12 protein-coding genes are annotated in these 14,093 nt (G+C 65.8%); 3 read left to right on the top strand and 9 right to left on the bottom strand.

Annotated elements, in window-relative coordinates; genetic code table 11:
- Positions 1-168 precede the first annotated feature (168 nt).
- From NJ1_RS10860 to NJ1_RS10850, 3 genes are all read right to left on the bottom strand, one after another.
- Positions 169-687, bottom strand: a complete 519-nt coding sequence (locus NJ1_RS10860; protein WP_157573894.1) for a hypothetical protein — start codon at positions 685-687, stop codon at positions 169-171.
- A gap of 308 nt (positions 688-995) precedes the next feature.
- The gene (locus NJ1_RS10855) at positions 996-1,823 is read right to left on the bottom strand and encodes a hypothetical protein (protein ID WP_067691271.1); all 828 of its coding nucleotides are present in this window, start codon (positions 1,821-1,823) and stop codon (positions 996-998) included.
- Between the two features lie 307 nt (positions 1,824-2,130).
- Positions 2,131-3,009 carry an oxidoreductase gene (locus tag NJ1_RS10850; RefSeq protein WP_067691265.1) on the bottom strand — a complete coding sequence of 293 codons (879 nt, stop codon included), beginning with the start codon at positions 3,007-3,009 and terminating at the stop codon, positions 2,131-2,133.
- Positions 3,010-3,443: 434 nt separating this feature from the next.
- On the opposite strand from NJ1_RS10850, the gene NJ1_RS10845 reads away from it, so the two are divergent.
- Positions 3,444-4,805, top strand: coding sequence for an NAD(P)/FAD-dependent oxidoreductase (locus NJ1_RS10845; RefSeq protein WP_174557066.1), 1,362 nt, complete (start codon positions 3,444-3,446; stop codon positions 4,803-4,805).
- Positions 4,806-4,957: 152 nt separating this feature from the next.
- Here the strand turns inward: NJ1_RS10845 and hpnE are convergent, their stop codons facing one another.
- The 3 genes from hpnE to NJ1_RS10830 all read right to left on the bottom strand — a co-directional run bounded on the left by hpnE (position 4,958) and on the right by NJ1_RS10830 (position 9,077).
- Positions 4,958-6,397: a hydroxysqualene dehydroxylase HpnE gene (hpnE, locus tag NJ1_RS10840; RefSeq protein ID WP_067691261.1), complete on the bottom strand. Its 1,440-nt coding sequence runs from the start codon at positions 6,395-6,397 to the stop codon at positions 4,958-4,960.
- A 127-nt stretch (positions 6,398-6,524) separates the two neighbouring features.
- Positions 6,525-7,763, bottom strand: a complete 1,239-nt coding sequence (locus NJ1_RS10835) for a cytochrome P450 family protein (protein WP_067691256.1) — start codon at positions 7,761-7,763, stop codon at positions 6,525-6,527.
- A gap of 9 nt (positions 7,764-7,772) precedes the next feature.
- On the bottom strand, positions 7,773-9,077 hold the full coding sequence (locus tag NJ1_RS10830; RefSeq protein WP_067691251.1) for a cytochrome P450 family protein: 1,305 nt from the start codon (positions 9,075-9,077) through the stop codon (positions 7,773-7,775).
- Between the two features lie 999 nt (positions 9,078-10,076).
- Here NJ1_RS10830 and NJ1_RS10825 point away from each other — a divergent pair.
- On the top strand, positions 10,077-10,895 hold the full coding sequence (locus tag NJ1_RS10825; protein WP_067691246.1) for a SigB/SigF/SigG family RNA polymerase sigma factor: 819 nt from the start codon (positions 10,077-10,079) through the stop codon (positions 10,893-10,895).
- A 130-nt stretch (positions 10,896-11,025) separates the two neighbouring features.
- Here the strand turns inward: NJ1_RS10825 and NJ1_RS10820 are convergent, their stop codons facing one another.
- On the bottom strand, positions 11,026-11,481 hold the full coding sequence (locus tag NJ1_RS10820; protein ID WP_157573893.1) for an SPW repeat protein: 456 nt from the start codon (positions 11,479-11,481) through the stop codon (positions 11,026-11,028).
- Between the two features lie 259 nt (positions 11,482-11,740).
- The gene (locus NJ1_RS10815) at positions 11,741-12,346 is read right to left on the bottom strand and encodes a helix-turn-helix transcriptional regulator (RefSeq protein WP_067691242.1); all 606 of its coding nucleotides are present in this window, start codon (positions 12,344-12,346) and stop codon (positions 11,741-11,743) included.
- Between the two features lie 543 nt (positions 12,347-12,889).
- Here NJ1_RS10815 and NJ1_RS10810 point away from each other — a divergent pair.
- Positions 12,890-13,249: a MerR family transcriptional regulator gene (locus tag NJ1_RS10810; RefSeq protein ID WP_245717327.1), complete on the top strand. Its 360-nt coding sequence runs from the start codon at positions 12,890-12,892 to the stop codon at positions 13,247-13,249.
- Between the two features lie 41 nt (positions 13,250-13,290).
- Here NJ1_RS10810 and NJ1_RS10805 read toward each other — a convergent pair whose 3' ends face one another.
- Positions 13,291-13,527 carry a DUF4190 domain-containing protein gene (locus tag NJ1_RS10805; RefSeq protein ID WP_067691233.1) on the bottom strand — a complete coding sequence of 79 codons (237 nt, stop codon included), beginning with the start codon at positions 13,525-13,527 and terminating at the stop codon, positions 13,291-13,293.
- Positions 13,528-14,093 lie beyond the last annotated feature (566 nt).

Below are 14,093 nucleotides of genomic sequence, written 5' to 3'. Positions count from 1 at the left end.
TCTTCCATCGAAGGATGAGGGCGTGACCACGTACCCGTCCTGCCGTGTGCGAGCTGCGGCTCGTCGAATGACGTGCTCGCAAATCACCGACGCTGTGCGTTCAGGTACGAGCGAGCGGCGACGGTGCACACCCCGGGCTGGGTGAGTCGAACCCACCGGTCCCGCTCGTCACGGTGCGGGAGTGAGATGGAATTTGTCGGCGTAGTGCGGCGTGGGGATCAACACGGTTTGCGGATACAGGACCTGTACCTTGTGATCGTCGAGCGACAGGTACGTCGAGAACCGTGTGTAGAAAATCGGCTGGACCGGAACACCGTTGCGCAGCAGCAGATAGCGGCCGTCACGCACGTGCTCTTCCACCGAGATCTCCCATTCCTGTGGCAGATTCTTCCAGCACACATCGGAAATTCCTGTGGCTGAATTCAACTCGGCGGCACGGGTATCGGCTGGGACCGTCACCCACTGATCCCAGCCCTCGGCAAGCCCGGCGCGGCGCGTGAGTTCACCCACGGTGATCGGTTCCCCAGCGGCCGCGGCACGGCCCGCCTCTTTCTGCAGCGCACCCGCATCGCCCTGTATGCCTCGGTCGGCGAAGTCGAACGTGCGCGGGCAGTCAGCAGGCAGCGCGAGCGGCTTGTCCTGGCGGACACAAGCACCGAGTGCGGCAGCGGAGACCACAACCAGCACAAACCCGAGACAGCGGGAGAACCGCCCGCGACCACGGGTGCACTCAGCGACCGACCCCCTCGACTCGATACCGCCGGACCGTCCCCCGGCCGCACGGCCACCACCTGTATACATCCGCCACCCCGTTCACTGCACACCGAATGATGCTGTGAGCATCTCGATACAGAACCCCTGGTGCGACACGATAACAACATGCTGATTCTGCACGCGGAAGTCGTCCCGTCACGGTTCGGTCAAAAGACCATTTCGCACGAGCGTCACCCGCCAGCTACGCCCAGCGTGCCGGTGTTCCCGGTCGGGCCATCGTTTTATTGAACGGCCGCTGCGATGCGGTCCCACTCGACAACGCCGCCGGGCAGCTGCCACCCCATGGTTCGGCCGAGTTCGTCACCAACTGATGCCGCCATCCGAGCGAACTGACGAATGTTCTTGTCGCGCAATCGATTCGCGCCCGAAAGGCCCGCCGCCACCTGGATGTCGATCAGATCGATCGCCGCCTCGTGCTCGGCCGTCGCCGTCTGCAGCCAGCGGATGTCCTCGGCTCTGGCGAGTATCAGAATCGGGACCTGCACCTGCTCGACTGCCGCCGCGATCAGCCGGTCGTGTCCGTCGAGCACAAGATATCCGTCCAGCCCGGACTGATGCCACAACAACACCGGCGGCAACACTTCGAGCTTGCGATACGCCTTGACGCTGCCGGAAGTCGGCTCGGACAGCCGCCGCAAAGGCACGGCCCCGTTCCAGCCCGAGACGAACCAGTCCAGATAGGCTGCCGGAAACTCGCGCACCAGATCCCCAGCCAAGACATACGGTGGCAGCACCCGAGACTGCAACACCCACTCCCCGTCGTGCAGTGGTGCCCGCAGATGATCGGCGAACCAATGCGCCCAGCGGGTGAGATCCGGCCCGAACGCGCGGGCAACATCTGCCCGGATCGGCGGTACCGGTGATCGCCAGCCAGGTAAGCGGCGCACAGTGACGCCGTAGCGGTTGTCATCGACCCGCGCCAGCAGCACATCGCGATTTCCATGGCGCAGCAGCATTCGCCCACCGGCAGCGACCAGCATCCGCAACTCCGCTATCGGTCGGCCACTGACGGTCAACCAGATCCCATTGGGCAGCGCTCCCCGGTGCATTGACGCAGCCTATTCTCATTCGCCGGTTGGGTTGTCGATGCATCGCGCCCGGCGCAGCCGCTGAGCCTCGAGGCCGTCTTGGGCGAGGCCAACAGCTGAGTGATGTGGTGTCAGCTCTACACTTCGGCAGCGAGAGTTGTTGCGGGACCACGAAGCTCCCGACGGCGTGTATCCCCGTCGGCGGGAGCACTGGCAGACCCGCTTCGTGGAGTGCCGGAGGCGACCGCACCTGAGTAAGGCCCTTTTTGACGGTGCCCCCGCTGCGCGCGCTCGGTGTCACAGCGGATCAACGACATCCGCCGGGCAGTCAGTGCCCGAGTGGGTAGGTGATGCCGGTCAACTTCTCCGACAGCTCCCACAGTTGGCGAGCCTTGTGCACGTCGTGGGCGGCTTTGCTCGAGCTGCAGCGGATCGGGAAACCGCGCAGGCCGCCGATCCCCTCGGGACCGTAGTAGGCTGCGGGCTCCACCGGGGCGGTGGCGGCGTAAAGCTGTGGGAGCGCGCCCATTTCGGCGCTCTGGGCGATGAGTCGATCGAGGAGAGCCACGACGGACCCGATGGGTGCTTCGGTGTGGTGGCCCAGCTCGGTGGTGGCGAAGCCGGGGTGAGCTGCCACTGCGATCTTCTCCGAGCCGGTAGTGGCGAGCCGGCGCTGTAATTCGGCTGTGAACAGCAGGTTGGCCAGCTTGGATTGCCCATAGGCCAGCCAGCGGTCGTAGCGGCGGCGCTGCCAGTTCGGGTCGCCGAGGTTGACGCGGCCGAAGCGGTGCGCCCAGCTCGATACGGTGACGACGCGGTCGCTGATCCGGTCGAGGAGGAGTCCGGTCAGTGCGAAGTGGCCGAGATGGTTTGTGCCGAACTGCATCTCGAAGTCGTCGGCGGTGCGCTGGTGCGGGATCGCCATCACACCGGCGTTGTTCATGAGTACGTCGACCCGGTCCACCGAGTCCGCGAACTCGCGTACAGAGGCCAGATCGGCCAGGTCGAGCTTGCGCACCTGTGCGCGCTCACCGATGGCGGCGGCCACCGGCGCTGCCTTTTCGAGGTTGCGGCAGGCCAGGATCACCTCGGCGCCCGCCCCGGCCAGCGCGCGTGCCGCTGCGGCTCCCAGTCCACTGTTGGCGCCGGTGATGATGACGCGTCGGCCGCTCTGATCGGGGATATCGGGAATGTCCCAGCCACTCATAGTCGGTGAGTCTAGGCGCGTGCCGGTTTCGGGGGGGTCTGTCGGGATCCGCTGTCCTGGGCGTAATCCGCACTGCCCGAGGCGAATACACCCCCGGCTCCTGGTCAGGTGCGAATCGTCCATGCGGGCCAGGACATGCTGAACGAACCGGACCGACCGCAGGGCTACCAGACAGCAGGCCGCCGGATTTCCGCTCGCGGCGTACCCGGTTCAGCCTGCTGGTCGGGGATCTGTGCGGCGAGCTGATCGTGCCGGCGGTGCTTCTCGGCGGGCTCGAGCTCACTGATCGTTTACAGCCGGTTCCGGACCCGAGCGGCCTCACTCGGTAATTCCCCGATCCGGCTCGCCCTGACAGGCCGAAAGCCGGCGAGCGTGCGGTCGATTGTCACCTCGACGATCCACGCACGGCACGGTCCGGTTGTTATGGTGGTGCGATGGAGCCATCGAGGATCGTGATCATCGGCGGTGGTTTCGCTGGTGTCGAGTGTGCCCGGTATCTGGAACGCCATCTGAAGCCCGAGGAAGCGTTCATCCAACTGATCACGCCCGTGGCCGGAATGCTGTATCTCCCCTTGCTGCCGCAGGTGGCGTCGGGCGTGCTCAATCCGCGGTCGGTGTCGGTTTCGCTGCGAAGGGTGTTGCGGCGCACCGAAGTTGTGCCGGGCACCGCGATCGGGGTGGAGCCCGCGACGCGGCAGGTCATCGTGCAGCGGCCCACGGGTGGCGAGTTCGCGGTCGGGTACGACCATCTCGTCCTGGTGCCGGGCAGCATCACCCGGGTGCTCGACGTGCCCGGTCTGGACAAGCACGGTTTCGGAATGAAGACCCTCGCCGAGGCGATGCATCTGCGTGATCATGTGCTGCGGCAACTGGATATCGCCGCGGTGCGCGGTGAGGAGGACGAGGACCGCGAGCGGCTCAACTTCGTGACCATAGGCGCGGGGTACGCGGGCACCGAAACCGCCGCCGTGCTCAACAAGGTCACCCAGGCCGCGGCCCGGCGCTACTTCCCGCGCCTGAATCCGGAGATGGTGCGGTGGCATCTGGTCACCCACGGCGACCGGATCATGCCCGAACTGGGCGAGCGGCTCGGCACCGAGGTGAAGCGGATTCTGGCCGAACGCGGTATCGAATTGATCTCCGGCGCTTCGGCTCAGGAGGTCACCGCCCATGGCGTCACCCTGACCAACGGCCGCTTCATTCGCACTCGCACGCTGGTGTGGACCGCGGGTGTGGCGCCCAGTCCGCTGGCCGGACATCTGGGCGCGGCCACCACGAAGGGCCGCATTGTCGCCGCGCCCGATCTCACCGTGCCGGGACTGGAGGGTGTGTGGGCGTGCGGCGACGCGGCCGCGGTCCCCGACCTGACCGAGGGTGACGGCAAGATCTGCGCACCCACCGCACAGCACGCCATCCGTCAGGGTCGGCATCTGGCGAAGAACCTGCTCGCGACCTTGCGTGGCGGCACGGTCGAACCGTACCGGCATCCGGACCTCGGCATGGTGGTCGACCTCGGTGGACGCGATGCCGTGGCGCGGCCCCTGAAGGTCGGATTGCGCGGGATTCCAGCACAATTCGCCACCCGCGGCTATCACCTGATGGCGCTACGCACCGTCGTCGCTCGCGCCCGCGTCGCCTTCGACTGGACCGTTCACGGCCTCAGCGGCGACGATTTCCTGCGTATCGGCTACGGCGATTACGACACCCACACCATCGGCGGCTTCGAACAGACCAACTGCTATCTGCCCGCCGATGAGGTGCCGGTGGCGTTGAAAGCGATCTGCGAAACCGATTGAGCTTCAACCGGAGCGGATCCGCGTACGAGGGTGCGTACTGAATTCTCCCGTCCACGGGCGATTCGGCGAGTCCAGCCAAGCTGCGATACCTGTCGGGTTATCGGGTGGCATCGCATCGAGCAGGCCTGGATCCCTTTCATAGCTCCCGAGGACTATGGTCCTTCCTTTCGGGCCCGGGATTCGGTGAGGTAGCCCGTGACGGCCCGGACCGCTCGAAGTGCGCTGTCGGCGGCCGATTCCATGGTCGAGGGCAGTTCGGTGCGGGTCCAGTCGCCGGCGAGGAACAGGCCCGGGATCGGTGTCTTCTGCGGTAGGCGCTGCGATTCGAAGCCCGGCTGCGCGGAGAAGGTCGCAGCGGGCTGATGAATCACCTTGGTGCGCAGGACCTGTGCGTCCCGGGACTCGGGGTAGTGCTGATGCAGGGAAGCCACCGCCGCGCTGACGAATTCGGTGCCGCGCAGGTGTACGACATCCCAGGAAGCGCTCACCGCGAGTGAATAGCAGTGCTCCGCCGCATCATCGGTGCCGTGCATGCCGCTGGTGTCGAACACCCACTCGATCGTCGTATCGCGCAGGTTCTCCGCCAGTCGCTGCATCCGCAGCGGGCGGTCGAGCCAGAGGTAGACGCTCGAAATCGGAGACGCCTCGATCTTGCGCACGGGTGAGAAGAACTCGTATCCGCCGAGCGCACCGCGATCGAGCAGCGAGGTAAGTGCCCACGGGGGTAGTGTCAGTACCGCAGCGTCGCAATCGATTACGCGCCCGTCCGCCAGTTCGATCCCGGTGGTCCGTTCATCACGGACGACGACATCGACGACTTTCGCACCCGTATGGATCTCGCCTCCATGCTCGGCCAGAAACCGTTCGGCCGGGGCGACGAACAGTTCGTGCAGGCTGATTCGAGGCCACACCGCGTCGGCCGCACGGGGGTTTCCGGCCAGCGCCCGGCCGCCGAGGAAGCGCAACGCCTGTACGAAGGTGAATGCCGAGACGCGGTCCGGCTTCTCATTGAGCAGGCCGATGACGAATTGATCGAGGGTCAGCCTTCGCAGCGACTCCGGGACCCCGATCTTGCGGAACCAGCGATCGACCGTCATCTCGTCGAGCCGATCGGAGGGCCGTGCGACAGCGGCCGCCAGGTACAGCCATGTTCGCAGTGCGGCGGGCTTGTCCCGCAGCGGAATCGGCGGCCACGCCAGCCACGAGGGCCCCAGCACCCGGCGCGACCACGACGGCAGCCAGGCCGGACCCTGTGCGGTGAGCAACCGATCGGGCCCGGTCCGAATAGCGAGCGGCGGTGCGTCCCAGCGCAATCCCGCGGCGCTGCCGATGGTCTCGACGTACTTCAGCAACGCGTCATAGCATCCCGCGAACAAATGCTGACCGTTGTCCACCAGGCCGTCCACCCCGGTCACCTCGAACGAAAAGGTCCGCCCACCCAGGCGACCTGCTTTCTCCACGAGCGTGACCCGATGCCCACGCTCGGCCAGCCACACCGCCGAGGCCAGTCCGGCCAAACCCCCGCCGACCACGGCGACGTGCGAACCGGACTTGTCCCAGCGATCAAGATGATGAGAAGAATTAAAGCTCATCTTCTCATCCTAGGTATTTGATGGTGCCATCAAGCCGGAACGGAGCTTTCGGCTGCTTTCGGTGGAGAACGTGGATTTCCCACTGCGGATGGAGACGCGCGATGGCTCCCTATCCGCAGTGAGCCGATCACTCGGTGAGGTACACGGGCAGGGAACCGTGCCCGTTGGAGATGAACGAACTGATCGATCCCAGCTCGGTGGGCTCTTTTGCCAAGCGCATCGTCGGGAAGCGTGCGAACAGGGCCGACAGGGCGATGTCGGCCTCCAGTCGGGCCAGTGCCGCGCCCAGGCACAGATGTGCTCCGTATCCGAAAGCCAGGTGCGCCTTGCTTTCTCGTGCGACATCGAAGTGTTCGGCGGTTTCGCCGTGCACCTTGGGGTCGCGGCCCGCGGCGGCGTAGGAGGCGAGGATGGGCTCGCCCTTGCCGATGTGGACCTGACCGGCGTCGGTATCGATGTCGAGGTCCTCGACGGCGTATCGCAGGGGCAGGTGCGCGATCGGCGCTTCGAGGCGCAGTGCTTCCTCGACCACCTCGGCCCACGACACCTCGCCCGCGGTGACCTTGGCCAGCTGGTCGGGTCGGGTGAGCAGCAGGAAGATCGCTTGATCGAGGAGGTTGACGGTCGTTTCGTGTCCGGCGCTGATGACCAGCAGCAGTGTGTCGACGAGTTCTTGCTCGGTCAGGGTCGAACCGTCCTCCTCGTCGCGGTGCGCGATCAGGACGCTGGTCATGTCGTCGCCCGGGTTCTCGGTGCGGTAGGCCACGAGCTCGCGCAGGATGCGCTGCATCTCCAGATAGTTGGCCATGGCCTGCTCCGGAGTCAGGGACGTGTCGAAGATTCCGTCCACGCAGACTCGCAGGCCTCCGTGCAGGAACTCCGGCACTCCCATCAGCTCGGAGATGACTCCGATCGGCAGTGGGTAGCAATAGGTTTCGCGCAGATCGACCGGCTGTCCGGGGGGAGTCTGCGAGAGCCGGTCCAGCAAGCCGGACGCGAGGTCCTGCACAAAGGGGCGCAGCGCCTGGGTGCGCCGGGGGGTGAACGCGGGGCGCACCAGTTTGCGCAGTCGGGTGTGATCGGGGCCGTAGGCGGTGAACATATTGTTCACCGCAACCCAGGTGTACAGCGGCCACTCGGGGCCGATCTCACCGGCGATGAACGGCGGCCAGTGCTGGCGGGCATCCTTGGACACTCGGGGATCTCGTAGTAGGTCGTGCAGGATCTGTTGGTCGGTGACGGACCATGCGTGAACTCCGCCGGGCAGTTGAACTCGGCTGATCACGCCGCGGGCGCGGATCCGGGCCGATTCGCCCTGAATGTCCTTGCCGGTCGGGTCCAGCACCAGCGACTCGATGTGCTCCATCGTTATTCCTTACTCGGGGAAACTCAGCGGCAGTGGCAACGGTGCGGACGCGGGGAAACGGACGGGTAGCGATTCCAGTGCGCGGTGGAATGGGCCCGGACGCCATGTCAGTTCCTCGACGCTCACCGCGAGTTGCAGTTCCGGGAGGGCGTCGAGCAGGTTGTCGATGGCATCGGTGGCGACCTGGTAGCCAAGGTGCTGGGCGGGGCAGCGGTGCGGGCCCGCACCCCAGGCCAGATGCGCGCGGTTCCCGAACTGGTCGAAGCGATCCGAGTGAATGGCGGGGTCGGTATTGGATGCCGCCATGCTGATCACGACCGGTTGATTCGCGGGCAGCCACACCTTGTCGATCAGCGTCGGCTGCGGGGGATAGGTGATGCAGTAGTTCGCCAGCGGTGGATTGGTGAACAGGACCTCATCGAGTGCGTCCCGGGTGGACAGGCTCCCGCCCAGCAGGTCGCCCGCGAACCGCTCATCGGTCAACATCAGCATGAGCGTGCCCGAGATCAGATGCGCGAGCGGCTCACTGCCCGCCCCCTGCAGAGTGACCAGCTGATGGATGAGTTCCTCGGTGCTCAAATCGCTGGAGGCGATCAGGTGGGAGGTGATGTCGTCGCCGGGTTGGGCGCGTTTGCGCTGGATGTGCTCATCGAGCGCGGTGACCATCAGGGCGCCGCCGGCCTCGGCGTCGGCGGCGGCATCGAACATCATCGCCATGCCGAGCCCGACCTGCTCGTTGGTGTCGGCATCGAACCCGAGAACGAAAGCCAGCATCTGATAGACGAGCGGGTAGATGTACTGCCCGAGCAATTCCGCGGAGGCCATGGTCCGAGGCGCAGCGCCGCCGCCGGTGCAGAACTCGTTGATCAGCGGAACTGCCATCTGCTCGAGCACCGCACGCATCTTGTGCTGGTCCACGGTCTCGATCGCGGCGACATTGGCCGCGCGATAGCGCTGATGCGCGTATCCGCTGCTGCGCAACGCGTTCGGACGCCATTCCATCATGGGCAGGATCGGGCAGCCGGAGGGGACCGACGGCTGCCAGGCTCGTGGATCGGCGGGAAAATGGGTCTCGTCGTTGAGTATCTGCAACGCGGTCGAGTGCCCGAGAACGAGCGTGGCCGGGACTCCCGGAGCGAGTTCGACGGGCGCCAGCGACCCATGGGCGCTGCGCCACTGGATGTACGCCGCGTGCGGGTCCTTCGCGAACTCGGGGGTGTACATGGGGTGGGGAGCCTGTTCGCCGAAGCCCTGCTTCACCGCCCGGGAGAGCCATGGGCGCGAGGTTGTGCCGGGCCGTTGCGGCGTGGTCACGTGAGTCCCCCTGTCAGTCGGTGTCGACGAATGGCCTCCCGAAACCGATCAACGGCGCCGGCTCGTATAGCGTTCTCCCGCAAGCCTGTTGACTCCTGCGTCGACCCCGGTGCCTCGGGTCGGAGGCCCCCGGTTGCTATCCCCGCCGATATCCATTGTGCCGGTGAACGTTTCGGTCCATCGACGGTACAGCATCAGTGGGATCGCCGTGCCGCAGCGAGATTCTCGCCGGTGTCGTGCGCGGCATTGGACGGCTCACCGTGACGCGGACCCGGCCGCCACTGCTCAGCGATCGCCGTCGGGCTCCGTGAGGACTGCGCGATGCCGCTCTCGGTCATGCGAGGGCCTGTCGACTGAGGAAACCCTGTATCGGAGTGGGCGCAATATCTATAGGCCGAACAATAGATTTGCCGATCCGGGCGTTTCGTCGCTGACGGACGGGGACCCCGATGCCGCGGAGTGCGCGGCATCGGGGTCCCGGGGTGAATGCGACCGTCCACCGAAGGGGGTGGATTCGGTGGGACCTGCCCGCCAGGAAGATCGGCGCGGGCGATCGGACGGTCGCGTACCTACTCTTTCTTCTGTTATCAGTGCTCGAGGACCGCGCCCAGTTGTTGCGTACCAGCTGTTCCCGCGCGTATGCGGTCCTCGTCCCTTCCTTCACGGGTAGTTCGTCGTCTCCCGTGCTTCAGGATTTCCTGCATTCTCAACGAGGGGAAATCTACCTGATGCACCTACCAATGTCTATAGTGCTCGATGTAGATTTATTCAGTGGCTGTTGGACGACTGATAGGAGTGGGGATCGGATGTGTCTCGGAACCTGACGACGCCGGCGCCGTGCTCGCCGACGAACGGGACCGCCTGTGCTCCGTCGCTCGCACCCCGGCGAGGGCGAAGTCGGAGTCGTGTTCGCGATCGGTTTCGATCCGTTCGGCCTGGGTACCTGTCCCGATAGCCACGCCCACCCCCTGATAACCCGTCGCTCCCAAGGGATTCGATATGTCGACTGAACACGTAGCACGAACCGACAGCACCGACCGCGCGGCGACGAGCGGCGATTCGTACGACAATCTCGAGCCGCGGTTCGGCGCACTCGCGGCCATGGACCCGCACGATCCCGCGCGGGCTCGCCTGCGTGCGGAGATCATCACCGCGGCGATGCCGCTGGGGGAGAATGTGGCCCGCCGGTATGCGGGGCGGGGAGTGGAGTACGAAGACCTCGCGCAGATCGCGGCAGTGGGGGTAGTGCTGGCGGTGGATCGGTTCGATCCCGGCCATGGGGCCTCGTTCCTGGGGTTCGCGATCCCCACGATCATGGGTGAGGTGAAACGGTACTTCCGGGACAGCACCTGGGCGGTGCGGGTTCCGCGCCGCACCAAGGAGATACAGCAGCAGCTGGCCAAGGTGCTGCCGGAACTGGCCCAGCGGCTCGGGCGTGAACCCAAGGCCCGGGAGATCGCCGAGCACCTGGGCGTGGATATCGTCGAGGTCACTCAGGGGTTGATCGCTCGCAACAGTCATACCGCCGACTCGCTGGACGCGATGCTGACCGCCACCGACGACAGCAGCACCTACTCGCCCGCGAACACCCTCGGGAACGTCGATGCCGGGTACGCGTTGATGGAAGACACCCTCACCGCGGGTCCGTTGCTGGCGGCGCTGCCCGAGCAGGAGCGCGAGATCCTGATCATGCGATTCGGGCAGGAGAAATCCCAAGCCCAGATCGCCGCGATCCTCGGGGTGTCGCAGATGCAGGTGTCCCGCATTTTGACCAGGGTGCTGGGCGAACTGCGCGCGCAGTGCCTGCAGCCGGTCTGAGGCCGGTCGACCTTCATCGCGCAGCCGAGGTCATTCAGCAGGTGAGCGCGATTGCTCCTCGAAAGAGGCGGGCCCCGTTGGGGGCCCGCCCTTTTCACGAAGCCACGTGACTCTCACGCGGCCTGCCCGGTCAGCGGATCTGGGGGACGGTGTTCGGCCGGTGGCCGTCGCCGGAGGTGGATGCCACCATCGCGAGCGCCGCCGCGCCGAGGGCGGCGGTCAGTGCTCCCAGGACGATATTGGTCCACAGGACTTCATCGGGTCGATCGGCGATCAGCCAGGGCGCCAGCAGCAGCCAGACTCCGATCGGGATCAGTACCCAGCTCGAGGCGTGTCGCCGGTGTCGCGCGAACGCGAGCACCAGGCCGACGACCGCGATCGCGATCCCCAGGATCAGATTCTGGGTGACCAGTCGCGGGGTGGAGCCGAAATCGTCCACGACCCAGGGGCTTATGGCCGTGAACAGCCCGGTGAGCAGCACCAGGCCATCGACGATCCGTCTCGGCGTGTCGGTGTGTGTATCGGTCCGATGATCGTCGGTGATCGCGCGCTGCTGGGTCGGGGCGGGATTCGCGTAGTTGTCCATGTCGCAGTCCTTCTGGATTCGTCCGTCCCGACGACAGTGGCGGCCCGGAGTGATGTGGGCGAGGACGGCAATGGCCAGGCCTGGGGCGACCTGGTCGTGCCGGAGTGCCGGTGACCGGGTCGGTTCGCTGATACCCGGGTGTTCGAATCTGAACCGGATGCGGTGGGTTTGTTTCGCATGAATTGTGTTGCTGATCAACGGATTCCGTCGCAAACCGGGCCTCACCAGCGGGTCGGCGGCGTTGGTGGGTGCGTGGATTTCAGTCGGCGAGGGTGACGCGGGGGGACCGGCCGTACCGGTCCCGGTACGCGATGGCGAAGCGCCCCGGATTCGAAAAGCCCAGGCCTGTCGAGACACTGGTGACTGTCGAGCCGTCTCCGGGGACGGCGTCCTGCAGTTCGGTGTGCGCGGCGCTCATCCTCAACTCGCGCAGATACGCCATCGGGGTGGTGTCGAACTCGTGGCGGAACGCCAGCTGTAGTGCGCGCACGGACACGAACGCCGCCGCGGCGAGATCGGCGACATCGAGGTCCTCACGCAAATTGTCCGTCATGAACGCCACCGCCCGGGGCACCGGTCCGGTGTCGGGCAATAGCGCGGCCAGTACCTGAGCGGGGGTGGGGTCGGGCGGCAGAATCGTCTGTACGCATGCGGCGAGATACTTCGCGCTCTGCTCGGCCAGGCCGAGCGAGGTGGTCATCGCCTCGATGTCGTGCTGGTGTGCGATCACCGACCGCACCATCGCGACCGCATCCAGATCCGGCGCCGGGCCGTCGTAGCCCGGGGCGGTGACGGTGTGCAGGAAGCGCTCGATCGCGCCCACGTCCCGTCCGGTGAAACTCTGATTCGCACCTGTGCTCTGCACCTGCGTTCAGCTTCCTCGCTCTCGTGGCCGGCGTCCGTGGCCGGCTCGGACCAATATGCCTTCCTGATATACCCGCTGATCTTTCCTGTACGCGGCATCTCGGGCGGTCTGTCAGGTTTCCGCATCGCGCCGTGCAAGAAAATCTGTACTCGAAACTATAGACATGCACTGGTTTGGTGTGTAATTTAGCTGTCGTTCAGGTGAAAGATGCAGTGGCCGGGTAGGTGAACTGCCTGGTGAGGAGAAGTGTTGCCACCTTTCGGTGTAGAGGGGGATCCGGCCCGCTTCCGTGGCCGGCCCGCTACCGGAGGGGCGGCACACAGCACCGGCGAAGGCCCTTCGTCGGTCAGCGGCACCCGAGACGCATGGAGGTGGTCACTGAGCAGCCCGCATTCCTTCCGCAGCCCGAGACACCTCGGTTGCTGTGTACGCGATCGGCCCTCGGGGGCCGATGAGTAGTCCGTTCTCGTATACGTAGATCTCCAGGCCCCGGCGCATCCGCGCCGGGGCCTACCGTCGTTCGATTTCCCTTTGAGAGGTGTTGTGCAGCAATCCGATACGACTCCCACCGGTGAGCCGAGTGGGACCGACAGGCTCGATGATGAGGATTTTCCCGCGTACAGCATGGGTCGCGCGGCGGAGATCCTCGGCGTCACGCAAGCGTTCCTGCGCACCCTCGATGCCGCGAAGCTGTTGACTCCGCAACGCTCCGCGGGTGGGCACCGCCGGTACTCGCGGTATCAATTGCGGATCGCCACGCGGGTGCGTGAACTGGTCGATGCCGGCAATTCCCTCGAGGGCGCGTGCCGGATCGTGATCTTGGAGGATCAGCTTGCCGAGGCGCATGCACTCAATGCCAGTTTGCAGCACGCCTTGGACGAGAACGACTCCCGGGACTCCTAGACTCCCGGAACTCCTAGACTCCCGGGACTCCTAGCGGCGGACTATCCGATCATCGCGAGACCGAGGATCCATGCCAGGCTGGCGAACATCCCGGCGAAGGCCATGCCGCGGCCCTTCTCGCCAGTCTCCCTCATGTGAAGCAGGGCTACGGGGCCGAGCAGCAGCGGTATGCAGCAGAAGCCGAAGAAGCCGGTCAGCAGTGTCGTGAGGGCCAGCAGGCTCGTCTTGCGTGGGGCAGCGTCGTTCGGCCGCGATACGGGGCTCGGGAGGGTGGTCATCGTGGTGCCTTCCGGTAGTGCGCGCAGCTGAGCGCTCGGATCCGGTTCTCGGATCACACAGGCGGGGATGACCGGTGAACGACCGCTGAATCATGTTGCGACGCAGATTGTTCGCAACTACTGAAGGTCCACTACCCGAGCTCGGGCCCCGCCCGCGTGCTCTGCCGGGACGCCACGCGGCGATATTCCGGGCGGAGCATCGCCGACCTGACCGTTTGTGTAATCGCAGCCGGGGTAGGCCCGACCTGTCGACGTGTTCGTTCAGCAGGGGTGGCCTCTGGTGAACCACCCCCGGCACACGCGCCTCGCGTGGCCGGTTCGCGGGCCGCGATGAGTGCGCGGTGTGCGAGGGATACGCGCGGTGCAGGAAATCGCGCTGTCGCAGAAGATGATTCGGATGTGAGAGATCGCTCGCGAAGGCGAGGGATTCACGGTCGCGGGCGAGTGCTCATGGAGCGGGGCGCGCGGCGTCACGCATCGAATATGCATCGTTTGGGGTAGCATCGTCCGCATTCGCACCGAATGGGTCGTGACGGGCTGTACGGCCAATGACCAGCGGAGGAGTC

Origin of the sequence: Nocardia jejuensis NBRC 103114 (genome assembly GCF_001613145.1) — a bacterium.
GTDB classification, from domain to species: domain Bacteria; phylum Actinomycetota; class Actinomycetes; order Mycobacteriales; family Mycobacteriaceae; genus Nocardia; species Nocardia jejuensis.
Note: the sequence above shows the minus strand (reverse complement) of the source record. Positions and strands in the feature narration are given on the sequence as shown.